The sequence below is a fragment of the Neobacillus novalis NBRC 102450 genome (genome assembly GCF_001591805.1).
GTDB lineage: Bacteria > Bacillota > Bacilli > Bacillales > Cytobacillaceae > Neobacillus > Neobacillus novalis.
Window position 1 is genome coordinate 107912 of record NZ_BCVP01000012.1, and the last position, 24611, is coordinate 132522.

The window sequence follows — 24611 nt, forward strand, 5'->3', positions numbered from 1 at the left end:
GATGCTCGGCGTCGAACTGTTACACTCTACTCATTTTCAGCTAGTTCAGCCAAATAAGACCATCGTTCAATTAAATGTTCGAGCGTTTCATTCAATTCCGATTCTTGTTTCATCAAATCTTGTGCTTTCGTGAAATCACTGCCCGTATTTCCTATTTCAATTGCGATTTCTTCAAGCCGGGCTTCTGTTTTTGCAATCTGCTCGTCAATTTCGCTCCACTCTTTTTTTTCTTTAAAGGTCATTTTTTTCTTCTTTTCTTTTTCTGGTGCTTTCGAAGGCTGACTAGAAACTGTTACTGGTTTTTGCCGTTCTTCAGCGATTTCTTTATCAAGAAATTCCGTGTAGTTTCCATAGAAAGAATTAATGACTCCTTCACCAAGTAGAACAAGGAGCTGTTCCGCTACCTTATCGAGGAAATAGCGGTCATGGGAAACCGTTATTACGACTCCGGGAAATTCTTCAAGATAATCCTCAAGAACGGTCAAGGTTTGTGTATCCAAATCATTGGTTGGCTCGTCTAGCAGGAGGACGTTAGGTGCCGTCATCAAAAGCTTTAACAGGTAGAGCCGGCGTTTTTCGCCGCCTGAAAGCTTACGAATGGGCGTGCCATGTGTAAACGATGGAAAGAGAAAGCGTTCAAGCATTTGTGCGGCCGAGATGGTTTTCCCATCGGAAGTTTCAACAATCTCTGCCGTTTCTTTAATGTATTCAATCATTCTCATGTTTTCATCCATGTCTTCGCTTTCCTGCGTATAATAGGCAATCTTGACCGTTTGTCCCATTATGTATTCACCGTCATCAAGTGAAATCTTTTTTGCAAGAATATTTAACAAGGTTGATTTCCCAGTTCCATTGCGGCCGATAATTCCCATCCGATCTCCTGGTTTAACGAGTAAATCAAAATGATGTAAGATGGTTTTCTCGCCGTACTGTTTCGAAGCATCTTTCAATTCAAAAACCTGCTTGCCGAGCCTGCTCCCATTTAATGAAATATCCAGTTTTTCATTAGACAGTTTCCCGCTTGAAAGATTTTCATCTAATTCATCGAAACGCTGAATCCGCGCCTTTTGCTTTGTTGTTCTCGCTTTGGCACCACGTCGCATCCATTCAAGTTCTCGTCTGAACAGATTTTTTCTTTTTTCAAAGGTGGCCGCCTCATTTTCCTCACGAATCGCTTTCGACTCAATAAATGCCGCATAATTTCCTTTGTAACTGTAAAGATTACCGCCATCTAATTCAAACATTCGATTAGCAACCCGATCCAAAAAGTAACGGTCATGGGTAACCAATAAAATCGACCCGTTATACCGGCTTAAGTAATCTTCGAGCCACTTAACGGAATCAAAGTCAAGATGGTTTGTCGGCTCGTCTAAGATGAGTAAATCAGGCTCGGCAATTAATACTTGCGCAAGGGCAACCCGCTTTTTTTGCCCGCCGGAAAGCTCGCCGATTTTTTTTGTAAAATCTTCAATTCCTAATTTCGTTAAAATCGATTGGGCATTTGTGCTAACATCCCAGCCATTAAGGGCATCCATTTGTTTTTGTAATTGAAAAAGTTCATCCTGAACCTTTGGCGAATTCGGATTCCTATTTAGCTCCAATAACGTTTTTTCATATTCACGCATCAGCTTTAAAATCGGCGCTTCACCATGATAAACTTGTTCAAGAACCGTTTTACCGGAATCCAACTCTGGCTGCTGATCCAAAAACGCGATGGAATAGTCCTTGGCAGCGGTAATTTTACCGTCATCAGGAGTGTCCAAGCCAGCAATGATTTTTAATAGCGAGGATTTTCCGGTGCCATTGATTCCGATTAAACCGACACGCTCTTTTTCGCTAATCGTAAAGGAAATATCGTTAAATAGCTGTTTCTCTCCGTACGTTTTCGAAACATTTTCCACTGTGAGCATTTTCATGATTCTTGTCCATCCCATTCTTGGTAAAATTGTTCTAAAAAGTCCAGCATCATCCGCTGGCGGCTCTCCGCCATTTTTTTGGCTGCTTCAGTATTCAGTAATTCTTTCAATTTTAGCAGTTTTTCATAGAAATGATGGATGCTTGTTGATTTACCCTTTCGATATTCTTCCATGTTCATTTCTTCTCTGACCTTGATATTCGGGTCGTAAATGAGCTGTCCTTTTTTTCCGCCATACGCAAATGCCCTGGCAATACCAATTGCCCCAATCGCATCTAAACGGTCAGCATCCTGAACAATCTTTGCCTCAACAGATTCAAGAGCAATTTTTCTACCGCCTTTATATGAAATCGATTCGATAATTTGTGTGATATGGTTTTTTGCCACGTCGGGCAGCGTGATTGTTTTGAAAAAGGAATCCAGTTTCTCTCTTCCTTGTTCAGCACTTTCATTCAATTTCTCATCAGGTATATCATGGAGAAGCGCAGCCATTTCAACGATAAATGGATCTCCTATCCTTTCTTCCCTGCAAATATATAAGGCATGACGCCGAACACGGTCAACATGGAACCAGTCATGACCCGTCGCATCTTCACCAAGTTCGTTTCGAACATATTCTTCTGTTTTTTCTATGAGTTGATTTTTCATTATCGTGCACCTACCTTCATCCCTGCTATTTTAGCATGAATAACAAACAAAAAATAACCCCGAATACTTGAGGTTACTTTTTGTTTGTTATTACAAGCCATTATGCCAGCTGATTCCAAGGGTGTTTTCTCCTGCGTGCACGCCAATGACCGCCCCTAATGGACAGCAAATCACTTTCAACTCTGGGAATTGTTCTTCGAGTTCAACTTTCCAGGCAGCGGCTGGTGCTACATGTAATCCGTACAGGATATATACTTCTTTTAATTGAGACTTTTCGTAGGATGTCCTGAAGTAATCAAGGATCTTTTCTTTAGCCTTTTTCTCGCTTCTCACCTTTTCTTTCACAGTCAGAGCTCCGTCGACAATGGATATAATAGGTTTTACGTTCAGCATGCTGCCTAGAAAGAATTGCAATCCTGACATTCTGCCGCCGCGATGAAGCTGCTCTAAGCTGCCAACAAGAACATAAGTCTCATTTGTGTCCCTAATTGTTTCAAGTTTTTTCATGATCGACTCTAAACTATGACCGGCCTCTTGTAATTCCAATCCTTTTTTTAGTAAAGCAGACATTGGATAGGTCAGGATTTTAGAATTAAACGTGGTGACTGGAATCTCGACAAGCTTTGCCGCTTGTTCGCTTGAGGATACCGTTCCACTTAATTTTTCTGATAAAAGGACAGCGACCACTTGGTCGTATTCTTTTGCAAGTTGATTATATAATGTTTGAAAGGCTCCTACAGATGGCTGCGAGGTTTTTGGCGGATTTTTTTGATGCTTTAATCGTTCAAATAACTGGGCGGGAGTTAGATCAATCCCATCGGAAAATTCCTCACCATCAAGTAAGATTGTTAATGGTATCGTATAAATATCAGGATGATTTCTTAATTCCTCGTCCAAAAATGCTGTACTATCCGTAACCCAAGCGGTTTTAACCACCGGCACTCTCCCCCTTTTCAATATTGGTACCTACTACTAATAGTAACCATAATTTTCAATATTGTAAATATATGACCTAAAAAAAGAGAGCCGATTTATTAGCCGGCTCTACACAAGGTTATTTCTCATAATAAAAATGTTCTAATTGCTGTAAGCTGGTAGTCATGACCTCTGTCATTACCACCAAATCATCCAATTGGTCTTCACTAATCAGTCGATCAAATTCCACTGTAATGACATTTGAAACCTTTTTTTCGCTTTCCAAGGGATCATATTGCACAGCCATTGTTATTTTTCTCGTTTCTCCCCACAGATTCAAGAGGATAGCTTCAAGTGCATGATAATCTAATTTCTTATCATGATGTTCAAGGAAAAATTGCAATTTCACATGGCATCCGGCAAGCTGTCCTGATTGAGAGTTTGGTATTAGCTCCGCTGCCAAATTAACAAGCATCGATTTCATCTCGATGACGGCTGTGATCGAACTGTTGGGTAATTGAAAGGATACATTAAACTGACGGGACATTTTCGCCATATTGATAAGATCGTTTCGATCGGTAATGACGATGGCACCGCTGCTATCCAGATCATAAAGGGCACCTTCAATAACCACCTTCATATTATCAAAGGCTGTTGGATCAAACATGTCATATTTCTCCTTTAGAAAAGTCCAACTGCATTACCATTTTCATCGACATCCATTTTTAAGGCTGCTGGCTTTTTAGGCAGGCCAGGCATTGTCATGACCTCGCCTGTTAATGCCACAATAAAGCCTGCTCCAATCGACGGTTTAAACTCTCTGACCGTCACGATGAAATCGGTTGGTCTGCCAAGCTTTGTTGGGTCATCGGACAAGGAATATTGTGATTTTGCCATACAGACAGCTAAATTGGACCAGCCGAACTTTTCAAAATCAAGTAGTTGTTTTTTCGCTTTCGCAGAAAACTCCACATCCTTGCCGCCGTATACCTTTTGAACAATCGTTCTAACCTTTTGTTCAATCGAATCAGATAAGTCGTATAACGGATGGAACTTGTTTTCTTCTTTTTCAATGACGGCTAATAGCTCTTCAGCAAGTTTAATGCCGCCTGCTCCGCCTTTTTCCCAAACTTCAGTTAAAGCAACCGCAACATTTTCTCTTTGACACCATTCCAATAATGTTTGAACTTCTAAATCTGTATCTGTAATAAACTTGTTAATCGCAACCACCACCGGAAGTCCAAAGCTTTTGATGGTTTCGATATGTTTTTGCAGGTTGGCAAATCCAAGTGTCAATGAGGCAATATTTTCTTTTGCCAATTCTGTTTTTGGAACGCCGCCATGCATTTTTAAAGCCCGAATGGTCGCAACGACGACAACTGCTTCCGGTTTAATCCCGGCGCTCCTAGCTTTAATATGTAAAAACTTCTCTGCCCCTAAATCGGCGCCAAAGCCGCCTTCAGTGATGACAAAGTCAGCTAGCTTAGCTGCTGCGGTTGTCGCAATCACACTGTTGCAGCCATGAGCAATATTGGCAAACGGACCGCCGTGAATAAGTGCCGGCGTATGCTCTATTGTTTGAACAAGGTTTGGTTTAACGGCGTCCTTTAACAATAGTGTTAATGCGCCTTCGACACCAAGATCACCGACTGTTACGGGTTGCTTGGTAGCATTATAGGCAACAACCATTCGTGATAATCGTAATTTCAAATCCTTTAAATCTGTGGCTAAACATAAGACCGCCATAATTTCCGATGCCACGGTGATATCAAAGCCATCTTCCCTTGGAACACCTTGAAGCGGGCCGCCAAGTCCGATAATTACTTTTCTTAAGGCACGATCATTTAAATCAACTGCCCGTTTCCAGACGATGCGCCGTTGATCGATGTTCAATTCATTTCCTTGCTGGAGATGATTATCAATTAAGGCTGCGAGCGCATTATTAGCAGTCGTAATTGCATGTAGATCCCCGGTAAAATGCAGGTTTATATCTTCCATTGGCAAGACCTGTGAATAGCCGCCACCAGTCGCTCCGCCTTTAATTCCCATTGTTGGGCCTAATGATGGCTCACGCATTGCAATCATGGCCTTTTTCCCGATACGAGTGAAGGCATCTGCTAGCCCCACTGTTACCGTCGATTTTCCCTCACCAGCAGGTGTGGGATTTATCGAGGTGACAAGAATGATTTTTCCACTTTCTTTCGTTTTGATTTTAGCTAGTGCTTCATTAGAAAGCTTTGCCTTATATTTTCCAAAAAGCTCGAGGTCATCCTCTACTAAACCAATTTTTTCGGCAATTTCTACAATTGGTTTCATCGTTGATTCTTGTGCAATTTCAATGTCTGATTTCACAGATGTTTTCATAGTCACATTAATCCCCCACATTCAACATTTTAAATTAAACTACCACTTCATTGTACCAAATAAGCGCTTCCAATCCGATAAATAAATATGAACAAATTATTATCTTTGCTGAATTAATAATAATGTTTATAATGTAAATATCGAATTTTTATAATATTCATTGACTTTTATCTGTATGGCATTGTATTAATGGATGTACCATTTTGAAATTACACATAAGAAGAGGGGGATGATCACTTGCCAATTAACATTCCAAAACTTTTACCGGCACGGGAGATTCTTGAGCAGGAAAATATTTTTATCATGGACGATGAACGAGCGGTTAGCCAGGACATTCGGCCTTTAAATATCCTTATTTTGAATTTAATGCCTGAAAAGGAAAAGGCAGAGACACAGCTATTAAGATTATTAGGAAATTCGCCCTTGCAGGTAAATATCAAGTTTTTGACAACCGATTCCTACGAATCTACCCATACTAGTAAACAGCATCTGGAGCAGTTTTACACTACGTTCTCAACCGTCAAAAATCAGAAATTTGATGGGATGATTATTACCGGTGCTCCAATTGAGCTCCTTGATTTTGATCAAGTGAAATATTGGACCGAATTAACGGAAATTATGGAATGGACCAATAAAAATGTAACCTCAACATTACATATTTGCTGGGGAGCACAGGCTTCGCTTTACTACCATTACGAAATAGGTAAATATGAGCTGCAGCGAAAATGTTCCGGTATATATGCGCATCAAATTTTCGAACAAAATGATATTTTACTTCGCGGTTTTGACGATCATTTTTTCGCTCCCCATTCACGCTATACGGATGTATCAATTGAAGCGATCTTGAATAACCCGGAATTAAAATTATTGGCCGCTTCAGAGGATGCTGGTGCGTTATTAATTGCTTCTCGAAATCGGAAACATGTAATGATAACGGGGCATTTGGAATATGAATCAGATTCACTTGCACAGGAATATGAAAGAGATTTGAATAAAGGCTTGGAGATTCATATGCCGCAAAATTACTTTCCAAATAACGATCCTGCACAAAAGCCAATTAATCGCTGGCGATCCCACGGCCACCTGTTCTTTTCCAACTGGCTCAATTATTATGTATATCAGGAAACACCCTATTCTTGGGTGGAAAAATAAGGATCGGAACCTCTCCGATGCTTTTTTTTGTTTTCCTTCCCTTTTTGTTTATTCCTCATCCAATAAAGGAATAATAAAAGAGAAAAGGGGGATTTCAAATGGAAACTATCGAAGGTGTTCATCGAAACCATTTTGGGGGAATCATTAGCTTTGTCACTTCTGATGGTCGGATCATTTCTTATCGAAAGGCATTACTAGAGGCAGAAAATGGCTGTATCCAAGGTGTTCAGTCTATTGAGGATTCAGACGGGAATCTTTCGTTATCGCCAGAAACCGACCAATCCTTTGACCATTATCCAAATTTATTTTAAAAACACCTAGCATTCCGCTAGGTGCTTCTTTTTATTTCTATACTTGTTCCTGTTCGTTTTGTTTTTGAATTTCTTTCAATTCTTCAATCCGGCTCTCGTCTTCTTCAAAAAACTGAACAAGGTCACCAATACGATCAATGGAATCCCAGCTTAAATGATGCTCAATGCCTTCTACATCATGATAAATATTCTCATCTTTTACACCGATAATTTTTAAAAACTGCTCTAACAAATCATGTCTAAAGACTAGGCGCTTGCCAATCTTTTTACCTTTAGATGTTAACACAAGACCGCGATATTTCTCATATACTAAATATTCATCTTTATCCAGTTTTTGAACCATTTTCGTTACTGAGGAGGGATGTACTGACAGGGCTTCGGCAATATCTGACACCCGTGCGTATCCTTTTTCTTCAATCAAAATATATATTTGTTCGATATAATCTTCCATACTTGGTGTTGGCATCCCGTACCCTCCATTGTCCTTCATCACTTAAAACCAATTTTGCGGCGCTCCGCCCCATATCCCTACAAAGTTTACTATAGAAAAAATGGAGTGACAAGGCTGTTTATCACTGTGAACATATCTTACCTGGAATTATTTCGCTGCTCATCCGCAAATAAAAATCTGATTCTCAGTTCCTGTTCATCAAGAAAAAGCCTTGCATTAAAGGTTTTGTCCTTGTTTGTAAATCCTTCAATTACCTCTGTTTTTCCTTCTGTGAGGAGCAGTTTTAAATTTTTCTGGGTAATATTTTTTCCAAGAATTTTTTTTGAAATCGTGAAATTACATTGATTCTTTTGGTAATTGGAACAACCATAGAAGCTTCCTTTGTCGACGATTGACCCGTCGCATTTTTTACATGGTCCCAGTTTTGTATAAGACTGTCTCTTTGTTTTTTGCCTGCTGGGCGCAAAATTTTCGCGGACATCCTCCGAAAAAGACCAATTAGCAGCTTGACCAATACTTGAAGAAATTAAATGGATGACCATCTTTTGGGTTTGCTCCATGAATTGCTTTGGTGCCGCAGACCCCTCAGATATTTCTTTCAATTTCTGCTCCCACTTCGCGGTCATTTCTGGTGAAGCAAGAATTTCTTGACCAATTGCCCCAATCAATATCTTTGCCTTTGCTGTCGCATACACTAAATTTTTACTGACATCAATGTATAAACGGTCCTTCAGCATCGTGATAATACCTGCCCTTGTTGCCTCCGTTCCCAGTCCTTCAGTCCTTGTCAATATTTTCTCGAGCTCTTTATCATCAATATGCTTGCCTGCTGTTTTCATTAACGTTATCAGCTGACCCTCGGTATAGCGCTTTGGCGGCTGTGTCTGACTTTCTTTGACCTCTACCTTTTCCGTCTGCCCTTGCTCCCCTTTTGTAAGCAAAGGGAGCGCCGGTTCATCTTCCCGGTCCTTTGAAATCAGTACCTTTCTCCAGCCTTCTTCGATTTGCACCTTACCTTTTGAGATAAATGCAGCTCGTCCATCAACTAATGTAGTAACAGTTGTATATTCGGCAATCGCCTTATTGTAATGAGCGGCTATTAAACTAGTTACCACCAAATCATAAATGATTCGCTCGTCAGGGCTTAGTCTTTCAACATTCGGAATTTGTTCAGTTGGGATAATCGCATAGTGGTCGGTCACTTTTTTTTCATTTACATATCGTTTGTTATCCGCAACCTGATCAAATGGCAACGGAAAGAAGTTTTGATAATCTTTAATCTGACTTAATTTGTTTAAAATCTCCGGGAATGTATTCGCTTCTTCCTTTGTTACATAGCGTGAGTCCGAACGCGGGTAGGAGACGTTTCCTTTTTGATATAGCTTCTGCAAAACATCCAGCGTTTTTTTCGGCGAGAATTTAAAGCGTTTATTTGCTTCTGCTTGTAAGGCTGATAGATTATATAAAAGCGGCGGAAAAAATTCCTTTCTCTCTGAAAGAACCTCGCTGACCTCAGCAGGCTTTTCCCGGCAAAATGCAGCTATTTTCACTGCTAACTCTTTTGTTTTTACACGAGTTTCCCCGTCATTCTGCCATTTCCCGCTATATTTTTTACCATTGATTAAAAAATTAGCAACGACCTCCCAAAACGGCTCTGCCTTAAAATTCTCAATTTCTAGTTCTCTTTTTACAATAAGCGCTAATGTAGGTGTCTGTACCCTTCCAACTGAAAAAACATCTGAAAATCCTTGTTTTTGCAGCAATAAACTATACAAGCGTGACGCATTCATACCAACTACCCAGTCCGCACATGCACGGGTATAGGCTTCAAAATACAAGCTCCTCGTCTCTTGCTCGTCTAACAGCTTTTTAAATCCTTCCCGGATGGCATTGGCTGTTAATGAGGAGATCCATAGTCTTTTCATCGGCTTTCGGCATTTTGTTAACCTAAGGATATTTCGGATAATTAGCTCACCTTCACGGCCGGCGTCCCCCGCATGAATAATTTCTGTTACTTCAGGGTTGGAAACCAATTTTTTGATGACCGCAAATTGTTTCGCTTTATCTCTTGTTACTTCGTACTCGAAGTGTGCCGGGATGATGGGCAAATTATCTAATGTCCATTTCTTCCAGCCCGATTGGTATTTTTCCGGTGAGACTAATTGACAGATATGACCAATGGCCCAGGTTACATATGCCCCCTTAAGAAAAACGTCATTTGGAAAAATTTCAATGAAACCATTTTGTTTTTTATGTTTAAAGATTGAAGCTAGCGTCGAACCCTGGTCCGGCTTTTCGGCAATAATTAATTTCATACCAATTGCTCCTCTTTTATATACTTCCCCAAATCCATTTTCCCATTTTGTCTTATATCCGTAAAGTGAATAAACTATTACAAGAAAATTGATAATTTAGAAAAATCCGTTTTCCCTTCTTGACTGCCCAAATCCATTATTGTATATTTAAAGCATCATGTAAGCGAATAATTAATTTATTTATTACATGATAATATTTATCTTTGGGACTAACATTAGTGTCTTGAAAGGCTTAGGAGGAAGAAGTACATGCAAAACGGTAAAGTAAAATGGTTTAACAATGAAAAAGGTTTTGGTTTTATCGAAGTTGAGGGCGGCGGCGATGTATTCGTACATTTCAGTGCAATCCAAGGCGACGGCTTCAAATCATTAGAAGAAGGCCAAGAAGTTTCTTTCGAAATCGTTGAAGGAAACCGCGGACCACAAGCTGCTAACGTAGTAAAACTATAATCCTATATGATCCTAACCACTCAAAGGCTGACAGAAATTATCAGCCTTTTTATGTCAGCTTTTCACCATATTCTTGGAGCTTTTCCCCGACAGTGCATTGAGAAATACAAAACCGGTGTGCCAATCTGCGCCCGCCTTCTTTTTTTAACTGTTGATGGAGAAAGCACCCATCACAATATTGATTCATCAAGCTTTCAACTTGACTAAGCAGCTCTTTTCTGACTGAATTCTTCACTATTTCCGAACACCCCATATTTCATAGAATTAATGTTTTGGCAAAGATTTCTTTCCCTTCTAAGGCCTGGGTAGCCAGTTTATCTGCTTCTTTATTTTCTTTTCTTGAAATAACAGTATATTTAGCAACAAGACCAAGCGTTTTCATTTTTTCCTCAATGCGGTCAAGCCAGCGATTAAGCGCTTCTTCATAACACGGCCAATCCCCTTCAAGCTGCTTTAGAACTACCTGTGAGTCGCCCTTAAATTCACATGATAAGTGATGGACACCCAAATCTTCTAAAATATTTAGTGCATAATAAAAAGCAGCATATTCAGCTTCATTGTTCGTATCCATTTCATCTAAGCGTTCATTCGCACGGATGCGGTATTTCTTCTTTCCTTGCTTATAAAACAGGACAACGCCAAGCCCTGCCTGATTCGATTCTTTTAAAAATCCCCCGTCAAAGTAAACGGTAATTTCATGAGGGTCATCCTCGATTTCGGTTAACAGCTTTTTCATTTCCTTTAAAATCCAAGACGTCCCTTTTTCATCATAAAAATATAAATCGGCTGCTTTTCCGGATCCCTCCAGTTCTTCTCCTATTTGAATAGCTGTTTCACCGGATACCCAATCAGATGAAAATTGAACCTTTTGATTATTTTTTAATTTATGATTCCACTCAAGCCTATATTTCATTGGTTTCAGCCTTTCATGTATGATTTCTATATGCTTAAATATATTCTTTTATATCATGCCCACTTAGGCAATAGAAAAAATATTTTCCTGCATTCCTTTCTTTATCTATGATAAACTTAATTATTACAAAAATGGAGGAACTACAATTGATTGAGGTGTATATTGACGGAGCAAGTGCTGGTAATCCCGGACGAAGTGGTGCGGGGATCTTTATTAAGGCAAACGGCACTGTTGAAAAGTATTCGATTCCGCTTGGAATTATGTCAAACCACGAAGCGGAATTTCATGCGTTTATTAACGGATTGAAAATTTGCCTTGAAAAGGGCTATGTCAATTCGGTCGTTTCATTTCGAACTGATTCGGAATTAGTGAATAATGCTATAGAAAAGCAATTTGTCAAAAACAAATTATACGCACCACTACTTGATGAAGCCATATATTTAGCAGCCAAGTTTGAGTTGTTTTTTATGAAATGGATCCCAAGTGTGGAAAACAAGCTCGCCGATGAATTAGCAAGACTAGCCATTCAAAAAAATTCAGGTGAGGAGCCTAATAAGTCATCATGAAAAGACCTTTATTCGCTGATATAAGTTTACTTCTAGTTACATTAATCTGGGGAACCACTTTTGTGTTGGTCCAAAATGCAATTGATTTTCTCCCGCCTTTTGCTTTTAATGGCATCCGCTTTTTAATTGCCGCTGTTTTACTTATTCTTTGCCTGCTCATTTTTGAAAAGAAACAGCTAAAACAATTGAATCTCAAATTAATGGCCTCAGGTGTGTTTCTAGGGTTTTGGCTTTTTCTAGGCTATGTGACCCAAACCATTGGCCTTTTGTATACAACCAGTTCAAAAGCTGGATTTATCACCGGCTTAAGTGTCGTCTTAGTCCCTTTATTTTCACTGCTTTTGCTAAAACAGTACCCAAGTAAGAATGCGCTATTTGGCGTACTAATCGCAACAGCAGGTCTTTTTTTTCTGACCATGACAGACGTAACGTCCTTAAATACCGGCGATGGGTTTGTGTTTATTTGCGCGATTAGTTTTGCACTGCACATCATACTAACTGGGAAATTTAGCAGTAAGTACCCAACGCTTTTATTAACAGCCATCCAAATTTCAACCGTTGCCCTATTATCGATTCTTTCCTCTTTTCTTTTTGAGAATTGGAAAACAGCTTTTAAAGCAGAAATTTTACTTTCACAAGATGTAATTGTTGCTTTATTTATTACTAGTATCTTTGCTACAGCAATCGCATTTTTTATCCAAACCAATTTCCAAAAATATACCTCTGCTACTAGGGTAGCGTTAATTTTTGCGATGGAACCGGTTTTCGCCGCGATTACGGGTTATTTTTGGGCCCAGGATCGTTTATCTTACAGTGCCCTGTTTGGCTGTATCCTTATTTTTATGGGGATGATATGCGCGGAGCTACCTCCAAATAAACTCACTTTATTTAGAAAAAATAAGGGTTTTGAAAGCTAATAAAGAAAACTCCCTTTATCACGAAGGGAGTTTTTTGTTTGGTTAAATCGCGAGTAATTCCTTTTCCGTTACAAACTTTATGGCATCTTTCCTTGTGCTGATCTTGTTCGAAATTAGCGTTTCGAGTAATGCGACATAAAAACTGCCATCAAAGCGTTTTTGCGCCTTTAATGTCAGTTCAATCGCTGTATTGATCATTTCATCGGAAGCATTTGTGTAGTGTTTCCCAAAGTAAATAAAACCGATTGCATCCTCATCTAATTGAAAGCCCTTTCCTTCCAAAAAGTGCAAATAATCCTCTACTGACCTCACTTACTTTACCATCCCTCTCCCATCATACTTGAAACATCCCTTTAAAATCTTAACTTAAAATCCGCAAATTTCCTATCCTTTTTTGTACATAGATGACCAATAACACCAATCAATGCTCCAAATAAGGCTCCCCCTGCCACTTCTTCGGGTTGATGCCCTAACATTTCTTTTAACTTTTTCGCGTCTTTCTGTTTAAATTCTAGGCTTTCTTCCTTTTGGACTTTTTCAATTAAATCGTTCATCGAGTTGACCTTTAATGTGAGTTCTCCTGTTTGCCTGCGGATGCCCTGAGCGTCATACATGACAATAAGTCCGTAGATAAGCGAGAGAGCAAAGTCAACAGTTGACAGTCCTCTTTTTAAGGCAATATAAGTGGTAAGAGTAGAAACACCTGCTGAATGTGAGCTAGGCATACCGCCTGTTCCAAAAAACAATTCCGGGCGCCATTCTTTCTTCTTTAGATAATGGATGGGGATTTTTAATCCTTGAGCAAGCCCAATGCTGATCAGCGCTAAATAAACACCTTTGTTCATCATATCACCTCTACCATTATTGTTAGAAATCCCGAGTTTTATTATTCCTAATGGAAATGCTAGTTGTTAAGGGGGAGGTGACACGTTTATGACCAACAAAAGCCAAAGAAACCGCGGTGTGAAAGCACCAGGGGTAACACCACAAGGGTATGGGCAAGACGCTGAATTTGCTGAGGAACCAAAAAGTAAGCTCGAGAATGCAGCGAAGAAGAAAAACACAAAGTAATTAACCGATAGTAAAAGGTTGTCCCGAACCCGAGACAACCTTTACCTTAGGATATAATGGCTTCATCAAACGGCAGCAGCCGCTGCAGGCCACGAAGCTCAATTTCCATTAATTTATTGACCGCTTTTTCTTTTTCAATGCGAAGTCCGGCCTGTTCTAAAGCACAGCTAACGGGTACGTCGCATTTTATTTCGGCGAGCATTCTCGATAAATGAAGCATTTCCAAATCCTGCTCAATTTTTGACTTATGTGACTTTGACAATCGGTCTAAGTTGGAGATAATTCCCTCAACATGTTCATATTCCTGTAAAAGTTTTAGCGCCGTCTTTTCACCAATCCCCTTTACTCCAGGATAATTATCACTTGGATCCCCCATTAAGGCTTTTAAATCAATCATCTGCCTTGGAGTAATCCCCTTTTCTTCAAAGAAGGTTTGCGGTGTATGAACAAGGTAATTTCCATAGCCTTTTTTCAATAAAATAACGGAGATGTTATCGTCAAGGAGCTGAAGGATATCTTGGTCTCCAGTTAAAATCGAAACATGTGCATAATCCTTTGTTTGCTTGGCGATTGTGCCAATGCAATCATCTGCTTCAAATCCAACCAGGCCAATATTCGGGATATCAAATGATTCAACTACCTCTTTTACTAAATCAAATTGCGGGATAAGCTCGACTGGTGCCTCACCCCGATTGCCTTTATAATCGGCGAATAACTCGGTTCGGAACGTTTTGCTACCCATATCCCAGCAAACAGCGAGATGTGTCGGTTTAAATGAAGATACCGCTGTAAATAAATGCTTAACGAAGCCATGAATTCCATTAGTTGGAATTCCTTTTGAATTTATCATAAATTGTCCTGACACTGCCGTGGCGTAAAATGCACGGAATAACAGGGCCATTCCATCAACAAGCATAAGTGAAGGTTTTTGATTTTCCAATTTTCAGCCCCCTATTTTTAATATCCTAAAAAACTACACGAGTACTATTATAACATAAGCGGGACCAAAAAATTATTCGATTTTATTTTCGGCGTAGGAAATCCAATCGCTAAAGCTGCCAACATAAAGTTTTACCTTTTCAAATCCCGCTTCCTTTAAGGCGAGGAAATTGGGTGTGGCTGTTACTCCCGAGCCGCAGTAAACAATTATTTCCTTATCTGGATCTACATCTGCAAATCTTTGTTTTTGTTCCGCAGCTGGAATATATTGTCCCTCTTCTAAACCTTCCATCCATGGTTTATTAATCGCACCAGGGATATGCCCTGCTTTCTTATCAATTGGTTCTTCCAATCCAAGATATCGTTTCTCTTCTCGTGAATCGATTAAAATTATGTCATCTAGCTGATTTTTGACGAATGCCTTCACTTCTTCAGTAGCGGCGATTAATTCAGCATTCAAGCTTGGCTGGAATTCAGTCTTTTCAAAGGCAGGAATGTCTGTTGACAGTGGATAATTTCCTTCTAGCCAGCCATTAAACCCTCCATCAAGCACATACACATCCTCATGCCCAAGATACTGGAGGAGCCACCAAAAACGGGCGGCAAAAGCACCGTCTCCGTCATCATAGGCGATGACTGTTGTGTGATTACTAATGCCTGCATTCTCTAGCTTCGTTACTAATTCAGCTAAATCCGGCAACGGGTGTCGGCCGCCGTGGTCACGAACAGAACCTGACAAATCTTGTTCTAAATCGAAATAGGAAGCCCCAGGAATATGGCCTTCTCGATATTCTTCATGCTTTTTTTGAGGAGCAGCTAAGGAAAATCGGCAATCGACAATTCTTACATTCGTATCATTCAAATTTTTCAATAACCATTCCTTGTTTTTAACATATTTCATCTAAATTCCCCCCATTTATTTGATTTCTACCGTAAGCTTTTGTTGTATATCAGTTAAGAGTTCGAGAGAAACCCCGCCATCTAAGGCAGAAAGCAAACTTAAATAAAAATCATCTGACTGCTCATTCATTTGCTTTACTAAACGATTGAATTCGTTTAACAATTCGTTAGCGTAATGACGATTCAAGCGTCCTGCTTCATGCTGTAAATAGTCTTCAGCAAGTGGCTGCAGGACATTTGTAAGTTCATCACTCATGTTTTGTTTGTCATTTTTTTCAAAAAAAGACTTTGGATTTTTAAAATATGATAAGGATTTCGCGAACAGCTGTTGATTGGCATCTTTAAAGGCAATTGGGAAATCAATCTCTTCTCCCTTCCTTTTTTCAAATGCAGAAAAAGAAAGATCCCGGTTGATTTCAAGAAGTTTGCGCATAAGAACTGATTGATAATCAGCCAACTGCTTTTCAACAAACCGGTCGATTCTAACGGTTGTTGCCCGCATCTCCTGCGCAAAATCAAAGCCAAAACTTTCTAAGAATTCGTCTAGTGCAGTTTGGAGAGCCTTTTTTAAATTACGCCCGTCATCCCTTAGGGCTGATGGATTAAACGCCTCTTTAAAGAAATCGCCAAACCGTAAGAATACTCTTTGCTTAATGTAATAGATTAGTTCTTCTGCCTCCTGGTTCATTCGCCCAAGGAGGGCATCAGCGGTTTGCTTTTCAAAAACGTAAAAAAGTTCTGCCTTTTGCTCTTCAATCTCTGTTCGTTTTTGCTCTTTGACGGCCTTATCTTCACTAGAGCTTTGAATGAGTTTGGTTACTAATTCCCGAACACGTGTCATTTCCTTTTCTGCTGCTAAAATGGCCATTTCCGTTAAGTCATTGGAAATAAACTGATAAAAGGCCTGCTCAAACGTATCTATGCCAGAATCGGCATTCAGATTTGGAGTCGTCTTTTCTTTTAGGGCAAGCAGGCTTGACAACGAATAAAGATGCGGGTTTCGGATCCCATATTTCAGCAGCTGCTCTTCGACATATTCCGCTACCGTTTCCTTCTCAGCCTCATTTTCAGCAAGGTCAATCGCATTGATCAGGAAGAACATTTTATCCATTTGAAAGGAATCCTTCACACGGCCGAGCTGAATTAAAAATTCACGGTCTGCTTTTGAAAAGGCATGATTGTAATAGGTGACAAACAGAATCGCATCTGAGTTTTTAATATAATCAAAGGCAACGCCGGTATGACGGGCGTTAATGGAATCAGCCCCCGGGGTGTCAACAAGCGTGATTCCTTTTCTTGTTAACTCACAATCATAATAAAGCTCAATCCATTCAACGAAGCATGATTTTTCCTCGATTGCAACAAACTCGTGAAATTCGCTTAAATTTGTTTCCTTGACTGTTCCTAATGATGGAACAAAGGAGGCAGAGCCTTTGCTAAATGCCTGCAAAAAGGCATAATGTGTTTTCTCTAAAACACCTTCCTGCCCCTTCTCAAGCAGAATCTGGCCGCTGATCTTTGCAGCCTCTGCGAAGTTGCTGGCCTGTAATTCAAAAACCTTTAAGGAACGATTGACATCCTCAAGCATGGTAGTTGATTCCTTAAACTTCACTAGAACAGTTCCATGCGGATGTTTGGCAGAAACCGGCTTAATTTTATTGATAGCAGCTGTAGTTGGATTGGGTGATACAGGCAGCACCTTTTCTCCCATCAGTGCATTCGCAAACGAAGATTTTCCGGCACTAAAGGCCCCAAATAACGCGACAGTAAACCCTTTGTCTTCCAATCTTTCTGCTTTATCCACTATTTCTATTGCAAGCTTTTGAAAACCTGGGAGGTCTTTTATTAATTTTGAAGCATAATGAAGCTTCTCCGTTGTGTGTTTCAAATGATTCTTTTCAGGCAGGATTTGATGTCTCGAATTTTCAACAAGAACAGCTGCTTTAAGCGGTTTATCGATATTGTCTGTTTTCTTCTCTGAAGAGTTAGCTTCCCCTTGATATTGGATGACCTCAAATTCCTCTTCCTCTTGCGCAAAAAGCTGATACACATCTTCCTCGAAGCTTACTGATTGCATAAGCAGGTCATCAATTGTCTTTTCTCTTAAAAATATCGTTTGTTCATGCTTTTGTAACGCTGCAAATGCCTTTACATATCTCTCGATTTTGTTAAATTCCTTTTCGTACTTTTCCTTTACGATTGTCGACTGGTCTTTTAAGGCAGCGATAAAATGGTCTTTAAATTCGGAAAGTTGATTCCTTGCGATCCTTTTAATTTCATTGGCTACATCCTCTGTGTAATGAAGAACATAGTCACCAGTGACACGTGCACCCGGCTTCACTGTTTTTGTTAAGACATCAACCGGAACGCTGATGGAAAAGGATTGTGCTATGCTAATTAGCTCAGCTTGATCCAGTTCCGATTCCTTTATGGTTCGAAGGAGATATTCACGCAAATGCCACTCCAGCTGTGACCTTGTTTTTTCAAGCAGATCTTGATAAAAACTATCTAAGCGTTTTTCCTTTTCCTCTTGGGTTTTTTGTTTAGAAAACAGGAAGCCTCTTTTAAATTCGGGCTGGCAGCTTTCCAAAAAACTTTCTGCTAATGCCCTTGTCTGAAACGGCAGGAGATACGCATTTTTCATAATTTGAGCAATTTCAGCGTCAAATTCCTTTTCTTTCACTAAGGTTCCTTCGTTTATAACTTTAAGATTGGCCGTGATATTTTGATAGTTGATGGATAATCCTTGTTTTTCTTGCTCAGATAATTCATTTAGAAGTTCAAGGATTGGGCCTAGCTTTTCTTCTTCCTGCCTATTTTCCTCGTTAAGATGGTCTTGGGTAATTTTTCTTAATGAATGATAAATTGACGGAATTAACAATTGGTCTTTTGCAGCCAATTTTTCCGCAATAAATCCTTGAAGCTCGTTAAGTTCATTGGATGGATGGTCTGAATCCTTTAATGAAGTATAAAAAATCCTTGCCGGCTTTACACCCCATGAGGCAAACGAATCAACAACACTGGTTTGAAACTCAGAAAAACTTAATTCCTCATCCTTATGTTTATCAATTTGGTTGATAACCAAATAAACTTCTTTCCCCGCCTCCGTCAATTCCTTTGTAAATAAAAAGTTCAACTCTGCTTGAACGTGGTTATAGTCCATTACATAAAAAATCAAATCAGCAAGATGGATGGCTGATTCCGTTGCGACCCGGTGGGCATCATCGGCAGAATCAATACCTGGTGTATCCATAATGACTGTATTAGCCGGTAAATGGGAATCGCTATGGCTAATCTCTACTTCTTCAATTTGGTCCCCGTCTTTGCAATAATTTTTAACTAATTCATAATCATAGGGCGCTAAATATAGCCTCGGTTTTTCATGTTTAAAAAACACTTTGGCGTAATCCTCACCGGATTTTACTTTCACTAGATTTGCACTAGTCGGAATCGGGCTTGATGGCAGTAAATTTTCACCAACTACTTGATTAATCATTGTTGATTTTCCCGCGGAAAAATGACCGCAGAATGCAATCAGGAATTCTTTATTGTCTAACTTTCTTGCGAGCTGCTTTACCTTTTCGGCCTGCACTGTATCTTGATGCTCGATTAAATAGTCATATATCGAAACAATTTTATGTTTTAGTGTTTGTATCGTTTCATTCTGATTGGCTGTTTGCACCATTTTTATTTATTCCCCTTAACAATGTAGTAATAATTTTTATTTTATACGATAATTCAAACTTTTCCTATCTTGACAGAGCTTTTATTTTTAACAGCAAAAAGGCCAAGGTATGGATCCTTGGCCAATTAATTAGTTATTCATTATTGGGTAACATTCTTTAAGACGTGCTTCATGACAAATGCATAGATTATAATCGTTCCACCAACAAACGCAAACGCCATATGTAACACCTTCCTTATCAGTCTACCTGAGAATGATTTTCATCGTTGCCTTCATTTTAGCATGACTGATAATCATTTTCAATATTCGCATTGCATCTGTCACATTTATTTAACAATCCTTGGGATAAACCGATGGCAGTCTTGAAAGACTTCGTCATATTCCGTTAACATTCTAAGCGCTTTTTCTTCCTGAGGTATCCGGATTGATAGGATTATGAAGTTTAAAATCGTAAACAGCATCGCCGTATAGAAGGCATTAAACAGCAATGGTAAGACAAGCAGCTCCGTCGTTACCACAAAATAATTAGGATGCTTTAAAAAGCGGTATGGCCCTTTTCTGATTACCAGCCCATGCTTTAAGACAAGTATTTTCGTATTCCAATTCTTTCCGAGTGAGGAAATAGCCCAGCCTCTTATGAACTGCGCAAGGATAAAAATAGCTAGAAATATTGGCCATATCGGTGATAGTCCGCGATTTAATAAAATTTTTTCGGAACAAAGTGTGACGAAAAAGAGCAGGTGCATGAAGACCATATACTTATAGTGCTTGTTACCAAATTCTACGGCTCCCTGCCGTTTCATCCATATTTCATTATTTTTGGCGATAAAAAGTTCCACAATACGCTGAATGGCGATGAAACCAATTAATAAAACAAATGGAAGAAAATTATCCATTTACATCCACCTCAATAGAAGTAATTCTGAACTAAATCCCGGACCAAGAGCGGTTCCAAGTCCAATTGCGCCCTTAGGAATGTCCATCTCCATATATCTCCGCAGCACATAAAGAATAGTTGCCGAAGACATGTTTCCAAACTGCTTTAAAACTTCAAGCGATACCTCAGTCATGGAAGCTGGGATATCTAACGCCTTCACGTAAGAATCGATGACTTTTTTTCCACCGGGATGGGCAATAAAGCAGTCGATTTGTTCCAGCTCGATTTCATATTCGTCTAAAAATCCCTTAACATTCGGCCTAAGCCAGTCCTCGACAATATGGGGAATATCACGAGAGAAAAGGACAAATAAGCCTGTATTTCTTATTTCCCAGCCCATCACGTCCAAAGAATCAGGCATGAGGGTTGATTGGGTGGCGATGATGAATGGTGACAATCCCTTCTTGCAAATATCCTTATGGTTTACATCATCACCACAAACCAATGCACAGGCAACCCCATCAGCAAAAAGAGAAGTTCCAATCAAATTACTTTTCGAAAGGTCATTCTTCTGAAACGTCAAGCTGCAAAGCTCGACAGACAGAACAAGGACTTTTGCCATAGGGTAAGCCAAACAATATTCATAAGCCCTTGATAACCCGGCAGCCCCTCCTGCACAGCCCAGCCCCCAAATCGGTATCCTTTTCGTATGCGGATTAAAAGGCAATTGATTCATAATTCTCGCTTCAATACTAGGTGTTGAGATGCCGCTAGATGAAATGAAAAAAATGGCCTCGACCTCTTCGTAAGCAATCGGCATCTTAAGAAAGTCTTGATTGTGTAAGCATTTGACAATCGCTTCTGCTCCTAGTTTAACCGCAGACTCTATATAAGCATGGTTCTTCTCTTCAAAAGAATGGTTCTCTTTAAACCATTCTAGACCTTTCACAAAATGTCTTTTTTCGATTTGTCCATTTTGGAAGGCCTTCAATAGTCTCTCAATATCTTTAAATGATTCAGCAAAAAGCTCTCTGGCAAATTGCGACGCTTGATCTTGGTTAATTTCATATGGAGGAATAACCTCTGCAACTGAAATAATCGTAGGCATCATCATACTCCTTCAATAGTCGTAAGGGTATTTTTACCAATTTACCATATATTATTCATAAGGCTCAATAGACAAAAAAAAGCTCCCCGAGTAGGGAAGCAAACGTTTTGAAGGTTGTTGTTGTTGTGCACTTCAATTATAGCGCGGATTTTACAACACATCATTACACAATCTTTTCCAGTGTTTTTTTAAGACCCTAACTGATTATTTTTCTGATTGTTTTTGCACTTCGATTTTTATTTTATTTCCCGCAACTAACCCGCAAATTTTACAGATTGCTGCTTCATTATATAGGAGCCGGCATTTTTCACAATAATACTTCTCCACAAAAACACACTCATTTCTGAAGGAAAATAGGACATTTATTTTTATTATATTTTAACTATTTTGAAATGTGACTACCGTTCCTAAAAACATAGACATCTTTGTACATAAAGAAATCTACATGTTCTAAACAAATAATTATTCGTTTAGCACGCAAAACGAACAGTGTTTTTTGCGAATTGCGTTAGGGAATCACGCCCTAATTCCAGAATGGGAACATCCGTCCAAAAAAGTCTGTCAACTTCTATAAACTTTATCGTTCCCGTCGCAATGCCATTTACACGGCACAGGATTCTTTTGATACTCTAGAAAGGCTGTTAGCCACGCTGGTAAAACATGTAATACAACACAAATTGGAGTACGTGGTCCTTTTCTTCCTTGCAGGTAAAAAGGAAGCGTTGCTCCAATTTTCATACCTAAATATCTGCTTTAAACAGTTCAATTTTATCGTGAAAAAAATATGCCTTTTTCAAGTGGTTAGTAATGGTTCTCCAATTACTAAAGTTGGATTGATGTTTATCAAAGTTCTTCGGAAAGGATAGAATCGTATCATATTTTGGCTTTTCCGTCTTGAAATGATAACCGCGCCTTGCAATCATGCAGGCTGCTGCTTGGTGAGAACTGAGGCCATACCGTGCCATAAATTTCATTTGCCCGATTTGGCTGGTATAGGCTGGGTTGACTCGTTTGATTTTTACTCCTGCCTTCCCCGCCTTTGACTCCACCAATTGTTGAAACGTGGAGTAAGCAAAGCCGGAAAGCATCCGGGCATAGGAAGGGCCCATTTCTCGAAGCTGTGTCTTTTTCTTTGAAAAATCCAGCTTTTCAATCACGACATCTTTATGAACCAACACTGCGTAATCTAGAACCGTTTTTACGGCATCACTCATGGAAGCGAGTACTTGCTCTTTTCTTCTGCTATACATAGGGGCTTTTATTGTCCAGCTATGAATCGGATTACCGAATCTGTCAATTTCACTAATCGCAAGAAATCCAGCATTTAGATCAACACCAATTAATCCATTGACATTAGAAGTTCCAACACGTGGGGTTTCTCTTTCAACGGTTGCGTTGACATACCAGCCTTTTTCCCGATTCAAAAAACGATAGGTAATGGAAGAATAGTATTTTTGCGGGCGTCCGCTTCGCGTAAAGCCCATACTAGGAACCTTCGCCTTGTCAATCCACTCCTGGCCGTAGGGGAAGGTGACAGAAGGAAATTCAATATACTTTCCAAATGTGTCTGTGAAATGATTGGCAACACGTAATCTTAGTGTATTTTTAAGATCATAAGTGGCGGTTTGGTTTCCATAAGTTTCATCTTTTGATCCAATCACTAAAAATTGTCCGCTTCGAGCTTCGAGCCAGTCATTTCGCCATTCTTGATGGCGCTTATATTGATTTTCTTCTAAATGAAATTGTTTATGGAACAGCTTTTTTGAACCAAAGCAGATACGGATCGTTTTATTTTTAACGTCCAACTCTAGTTTTTCTAATTTTTGACTAAGATTTCTCAGCCTTCGCTTCTTTTGATGAAGATAGAACTTAATGTTGCGGTATCTTTTCACCATTTTTATAAAGGATGGATTGTTTTGCGGAATCATTTGAAGTTTTTGATGTATATGTTCTTTTTGCGAGGTTTTCTTGTCAATTACCTTTTGCAAGTACTTTGTTTTAGACCTTAGCTCTTGAATATCCAGCTTTCTTTTTTCAATAAAAGAAGAGACCTTTCCATCCAGCTGCATTCTAATAGAGTTAAATTGCCTGGCAGTAATTCCGAATTGTATCATGAAAGTCTTTTTGAGGCTGGAAGAGGCAGCCCCTTTGACATGAGATTGCACAAACAGCTTTCGCTCCAGTCTGCCAAAATACGCCGCATATTCTTGGAGATAACCATCCGACGAGAGACCATTATGTAGTGGAATGGTCGGCAGTTTCGTTTGGTAGGTTTGCAACATCTTCCAAAACCTCCTTTACCTTTTCTTCTACCATCTTATTTTTGTGGCTTCGAATCCCATAAAGTTTCCCTGAAAAGCTGGTAATAATGGCAATTAAATCATCCACAAGCTCTTCTTGAGGCGGTTTTTCATCTGTTTGGTCATCTAAAATATGTAATGTAACCTGGTAGCTTTCAAAATAAGTTTCCAAGTAATCAAACCCAAATCGGGTAAGTCGGTCACGGTATCGTATAGCAAGGTCTGTTATTAATCCAGCTTCTGCGAGTTTCATGATTTTGACAAGTCCCTTTCGTTTGTCATTTAGTCCTGAACCCACATCCTCGATTACCGTTACCTGCCTATAGGAGTTCAAATCTATATTACGTTTGATAAAGTCAATCTGTCGTTGTAAATCTCCTTTCGTTTTTTGTTCATGTGATGAAACACGGGCATAAATGACTAAGTTCTTTTCACTTTCTTTGTCAGCATCGTTTCCAATTAATCTATTAATCTCGCTTTCTGGCAATCTTCTTTGCCCTTTGGGAGTGCGAACAAAGGTAACTTTGCCGGAATGATCCCAACGTTGCAGTGTTTTGACTGTTACACCTAAAATTTTTGCAGCCTCATTCATCCTAAATAACTTTTCCATAATATTACTTTAACATCAAAAACAGTGTATGTCCATTAATGTCTATATTTTTGAAAACTGCTGATAACCCTTAAAAAATTAGGATTTTAATGTATGTGAAGTTTTTATCAATTACTTTTATCACAGGTAAGGTGTGATTGTTCACATTTTATTCACATTTACGCCCTGCTAATTGTGATATAAATCACTGTTACATCAAGTTTT

General features: G+C 39.3%; 24 protein-coding genes. 6 read left to right on the top strand and 18 right to left on the bottom strand.

From position 1 onward, the window contains the following. Positions 1–26: 26 nt before the first annotated feature. From BANVL01_RS10830 to BANVL01_RS10850, 5 genes are all read right to left on the bottom strand, one after another. Positions 27–1916 carry an ABC-F family ATP-binding cassette domain-containing protein gene (locus BANVL01_RS10830; RefSeq protein ID WP_066089065.1) on the bottom strand — a complete coding sequence of 630 codons (1890 nt, stop codon included), beginning with the start codon at positions 1914–1916 and terminating at the stop codon, positions 27–29. After that, on the bottom strand, positions 1913–2563 hold the full coding sequence (locus tag BANVL01_RS10835; RefSeq protein WP_082804952.1) for an HD domain-containing protein: 651 nt from the start codon (positions 2561–2563) through the stop codon (positions 1913–1915). Before BANVL01_RS10835 ends, BANVL01_RS10830 begins: the two co-directional genes overlap by 4 nt. Before the next feature lie 90 nt (positions 2564–2653). Beyond that, complete coding sequence (locus BANVL01_RS10840; RefSeq protein ID WP_066089072.1) at positions 2654–3499, bottom strand: DegV family protein; 846 nt, start codon at positions 3497–3499, stop codon at positions 2654–2656. 118 nt (positions 3500–3617) lie between these two features. Next, positions 3618–4145, bottom strand: a complete 528-nt coding sequence (locus BANVL01_RS10845; protein WP_066089075.1) for a hypothetical protein — start codon at positions 4143–4145, stop codon at positions 3618–3620. 14 nt (positions 4146–4159) lie between these two features. Beyond that, positions 4160–5842: a formate--tetrahydrofolate ligase gene (locus BANVL01_RS10850; protein ID WP_425311865.1), complete on the bottom strand. Its 1683-nt coding sequence runs from the start codon at positions 5840–5842 to the stop codon at positions 4160–4162. A gap of 237 nt (positions 5843–6079) precedes the next feature. Between BANVL01_RS10850 and metA the strand changes: the two genes are divergently transcribed. After that, a complete protein-coding gene (gene metA / locus BANVL01_RS10855) occupies positions 6080–6994 on the top strand; it encodes a homoserine O-acetyltransferase MetA (protein ID WP_066089081.1) in 915 nt (304 codons plus the stop codon). Between the two features lie 98 nt (positions 6995–7092). Further along, the gene (locus BANVL01_RS10860; protein ID WP_066089084.1) at positions 7093–7305 is read left to right on the top strand and encodes a hypothetical protein; all 213 of its coding nucleotides are present in this window, start codon (positions 7093–7095) and stop codon (positions 7303–7305) included. Positions 7306–7342: 37 nt separating this feature from the next. Here the strand turns inward: BANVL01_RS10860 and mntR are convergent, their stop codons facing one another. Further along, a complete protein-coding gene (gene mntR / locus BANVL01_RS10865; RefSeq protein WP_066089087.1) occupies positions 7343–7771 on the bottom strand; it encodes a transcriptional regulator MntR in 429 nt (142 codons plus the stop codon). A gap of 122 nt (positions 7772–7893) precedes the next feature. Next, on the bottom strand, positions 7894–10071 hold the full coding sequence (locus BANVL01_RS10870) for a DNA topoisomerase III (protein WP_066089090.1): 2178 nt from the start codon (positions 10069–10071) through the stop codon (positions 7894–7896). A 249-nt stretch (positions 10072–10320) separates the two neighbouring features. On the opposite strand from BANVL01_RS10870, the gene cspD reads away from it, so the two are divergent. Beyond that, complete coding sequence (gene cspD, locus BANVL01_RS10875; RefSeq protein ID WP_066089093.1) at positions 10321–10521, top strand: cold-shock protein CspD; 201 nt, start codon at positions 10321–10323, stop codon at positions 10519–10521. Between the two features lie 49 nt (positions 10522–10570). On the opposite strand, the gene BANVL01_RS10880 is transcribed toward cspD, so the two are convergent. After that, positions 10571–10756: a zinc-finger domain-containing protein gene (locus tag BANVL01_RS10880; protein ID WP_172800871.1), complete on the bottom strand. Its 186-nt coding sequence runs from the start codon at positions 10754–10756 to the stop codon at positions 10571–10573. A 21-nt stretch (positions 10757–10777) separates the two neighbouring features. After that, complete coding sequence (locus BANVL01_RS10885) at positions 10778–11434, bottom strand: reverse transcriptase-like protein (protein WP_066089097.1); 657 nt, start codon at positions 11432–11434, stop codon at positions 10778–10780. A 146-nt stretch (positions 11435–11580) separates the two neighbouring features. On the opposite strand from BANVL01_RS10885, the gene BANVL01_RS10890 reads away from it, so the two are divergent. After that, positions 11581–12000: a reverse transcriptase-like protein gene (locus BANVL01_RS10890; protein WP_066089099.1), complete on the top strand. Its 420-nt coding sequence runs from the start codon at positions 11581–11583 to the stop codon at positions 11998–12000. After that, positions 11997–12917 carry a DMT family transporter gene (locus BANVL01_RS10895; RefSeq protein ID WP_066089102.1) on the top strand — a complete coding sequence of 307 codons (921 nt, stop codon included), beginning with the start codon at positions 11997–11999 and terminating at the stop codon, positions 12915–12917. Before BANVL01_RS10890 ends, BANVL01_RS10895 begins: the two co-directional genes overlap by 4 nt. A 42-nt stretch (positions 12918–12959) precedes the next feature. On the opposite strand, the gene BANVL01_RS10900 is transcribed toward BANVL01_RS10895, so the two are convergent. Further along, positions 12960–13229, bottom strand: a complete 270-nt coding sequence (locus tag BANVL01_RS10900; RefSeq protein ID WP_066089105.1) for a DUF6123 family protein — start codon at positions 13227–13229, stop codon at positions 12960–12962. 41 nt (positions 13230–13270) lie between these two features. Continuing rightward, the gene (locus BANVL01_RS10905; RefSeq protein ID WP_066089108.1) at positions 13271–13762 is read right to left on the bottom strand and encodes a divergent PAP2 family protein; all 492 of its coding nucleotides are present in this window, start codon (positions 13760–13762) and stop codon (positions 13271–13273) included. A gap of 88 nt (positions 13763–13850) precedes the next feature. Here BANVL01_RS10905 and sspL point away from each other — a divergent pair, with 88 nt between their 5' ends. Further along, the gene (sspL, locus tag BANVL01_RS10910; RefSeq protein ID WP_024027109.1) at positions 13851–13988 is read left to right on the top strand and encodes a small, acid-soluble spore protein L; all 138 of its coding nucleotides are present in this window, start codon (positions 13851–13853) and stop codon (positions 13986–13988) included. A 46-nt stretch (positions 13989–14034) separates the two neighbouring features. Here sspL and BANVL01_RS10915 read toward each other — a convergent pair whose 3' ends face one another. The 7 genes from BANVL01_RS10915 to BANVL01_RS10945 form a co-directional block, all read right to left on the bottom strand. After that, complete coding sequence (locus tag BANVL01_RS10915) at positions 14035–14904, bottom strand: 5'-3' exonuclease (RefSeq protein ID WP_066096702.1); 870 nt, start codon at positions 14902–14904, stop codon at positions 14035–14037. Between the two features lie 96 nt (positions 14905–15000). Further along, the gene (locus BANVL01_RS10920; RefSeq protein ID WP_066089111.1) at positions 15001–15828 is read right to left on the bottom strand and encodes a sulfurtransferase; all 828 of its coding nucleotides are present in this window, start codon (positions 15826–15828) and stop codon (positions 15001–15003) included. 15 nt (positions 15829–15843) lie between these two features. Next, positions 15844–19512, bottom strand: a complete 3669-nt coding sequence (locus BANVL01_RS10925; RefSeq protein ID WP_066089114.1) for a dynamin family protein — start codon at positions 19510–19512, stop codon at positions 15844–15846. A gap of 326 nt (positions 19513–19838) precedes the next feature. Then, on the bottom strand, positions 19839–20408 hold the full coding sequence (locus tag BANVL01_RS10930) for an isoprenylcysteine carboxyl methyltransferase family protein (protein WP_066089117.1): 570 nt from the start codon (positions 20406–20408) through the stop codon (positions 19839–19841). Beyond that, positions 20409–21497: a type III polyketide synthase gene (locus BANVL01_RS10935; RefSeq protein WP_066089120.1), complete on the bottom strand. Its 1089-nt coding sequence runs from the start codon at positions 21495–21497 to the stop codon at positions 20409–20411. Between the two features lie 740 nt (positions 21498–22237). Continuing rightward, complete coding sequence (locus BANVL01_RS10940) at positions 22238–23779, bottom strand: IS200/IS605 family accessory protein TnpB-related protein (protein WP_066089124.1); 1542 nt, start codon at positions 23777–23779, stop codon at positions 22238–22240. After that, positions 23733–24407 (bottom strand): IS607 family transposase, encoded by a 675-nt coding sequence (locus tag BANVL01_RS10945; RefSeq protein WP_066089128.1) that lies wholly within the window; start codon positions 24405–24407, stop codon positions 23733–23735. The genes BANVL01_RS10940 and BANVL01_RS10945 overlap by 47 nt, the downstream gene beginning before the upstream one ends. Positions 24408–24611: the final 204 nt, after the last annotated feature.

What these genes read in the sequence shown, in the direction of transcription:
- BANVL01_RS10830 (WP_066089065.1), bottom strand. Translation starts at nt 1,916, where the DNA reads ATGAAAATGCTCACAGTGGAAAATGTTTCGAAAACGTACGGAGAGAAA.
- BANVL01_RS10835 (WP_082804952.1), bottom strand. Translation starts at nt 2,563, where the DNA reads ATGAAAAATCAACTCATAGAAAAAACAGAAGAATATGTTCGAAACGAA.
- BANVL01_RS10845 (WP_066089075.1), bottom strand. Translation starts at nt 4,145, where the DNA reads ATGTTTGATCCAACAGCCTTTGATAATATGAAGGTGGTTATTGAAGGT.
- BANVL01_RS10850 (WP_425311865.1), bottom strand. Translation starts at nt 5,842, where the DNA reads ATGAAAACATCTGTGAAATCAGACATTGAAATTGCACAAGAATCAACG.
- BANVL01_RS10860 (WP_066089084.1), top strand. Translation starts at nt 7,093, where the DNA reads ATGGAAACTATCGAAGGTGTTCATCGAAACCATTTTGGGGGAATCATT.
- mntR (WP_066089087.1), bottom strand. Translation starts at nt 7,771, where the DNA reads ATGCCAACACCAAGTATGGAAGATTATATCGAACAAATATATATTTTG.
- BANVL01_RS10870 (WP_066089090.1), bottom strand. Translation starts at nt 10,071, where the DNA reads ATGAAATTAATTATTGCCGAAAAGCCGGACCAGGGTTCGACGCTAGCT.
- cspD (WP_066089093.1), top strand. Translation starts at nt 10,321, where the DNA reads ATGCAAAACGGTAAAGTAAAATGGTTTAACAATGAAAAAGGTTTTGGT.
- BANVL01_RS10885 (WP_066089097.1), bottom strand. Translation starts at nt 11,434, where the DNA reads ATGAAATATAGGCTTGAGTGGAATCATAAATTAAAAAATAATCAAAAG.
- BANVL01_RS10895 (WP_066089102.1), top strand. Translation starts at nt 11,997, where the DNA reads ATGAAAAGACCTTTATTCGCTGATATAAGTTTACTTCTAGTTACATTA.
- BANVL01_RS10905 (WP_066089108.1), bottom strand. Translation starts at nt 13,762, where the DNA reads ATGAACAAAGGTGTTTATTTAGCGCTGATCAGCATTGGGCTTGCTCAA.
- sspL (WP_024027109.1), top strand. Translation starts at nt 13,851, where the DNA reads ATGACCAACAAAAGCCAAAGAAACCGCGGTGTGAAAGCACCAGGGGTA.
- BANVL01_RS10915 (WP_066096702.1), bottom strand. Translation starts at nt 14,904, where the DNA reads ATGCTTGTTGATGGAATGGCCCTGTTATTCCGTGCATTTTACGCCACG.
- BANVL01_RS10920 (WP_066089111.1), bottom strand. Translation starts at nt 15,828, where the DNA reads ATGAAATATGTTAAAAACAAGGAATGGTTATTGAAAAATTTGAATGAT.
- BANVL01_RS10925 (WP_066089114.1), bottom strand. Translation starts at nt 19,512, where the DNA reads ATGGTGCAAACAGCCAATCAGAATGAAACGATACAAACACTAAAACAT.
- BANVL01_RS10930 (WP_066089117.1), bottom strand. Translation starts at nt 20,408, where the DNA reads ATGGATAATTTTCTTCCATTTGTTTTATTAATTGGTTTCATCGCCATT.
- BANVL01_RS10935 (WP_066089120.1), bottom strand. Translation starts at nt 21,497, where the DNA reads ATGCCTACGATTATTTCAGTTGCAGAGGTTATTCCTCCATATGAAATT.
- BANVL01_RS10940 (WP_066089124.1), bottom strand. Translation starts at nt 23,779, where the DNA reads ATGTTGCAAACCTACCAAACGAAACTGCCGACCATTCCACTACATAAT.
- BANVL01_RS10945 (WP_066089128.1), bottom strand. Translation starts at nt 24,407, where the DNA reads ATGGAAAAGTTATTTAGGATGAATGAGGCTGCAAAAATTTTAGGTGTA.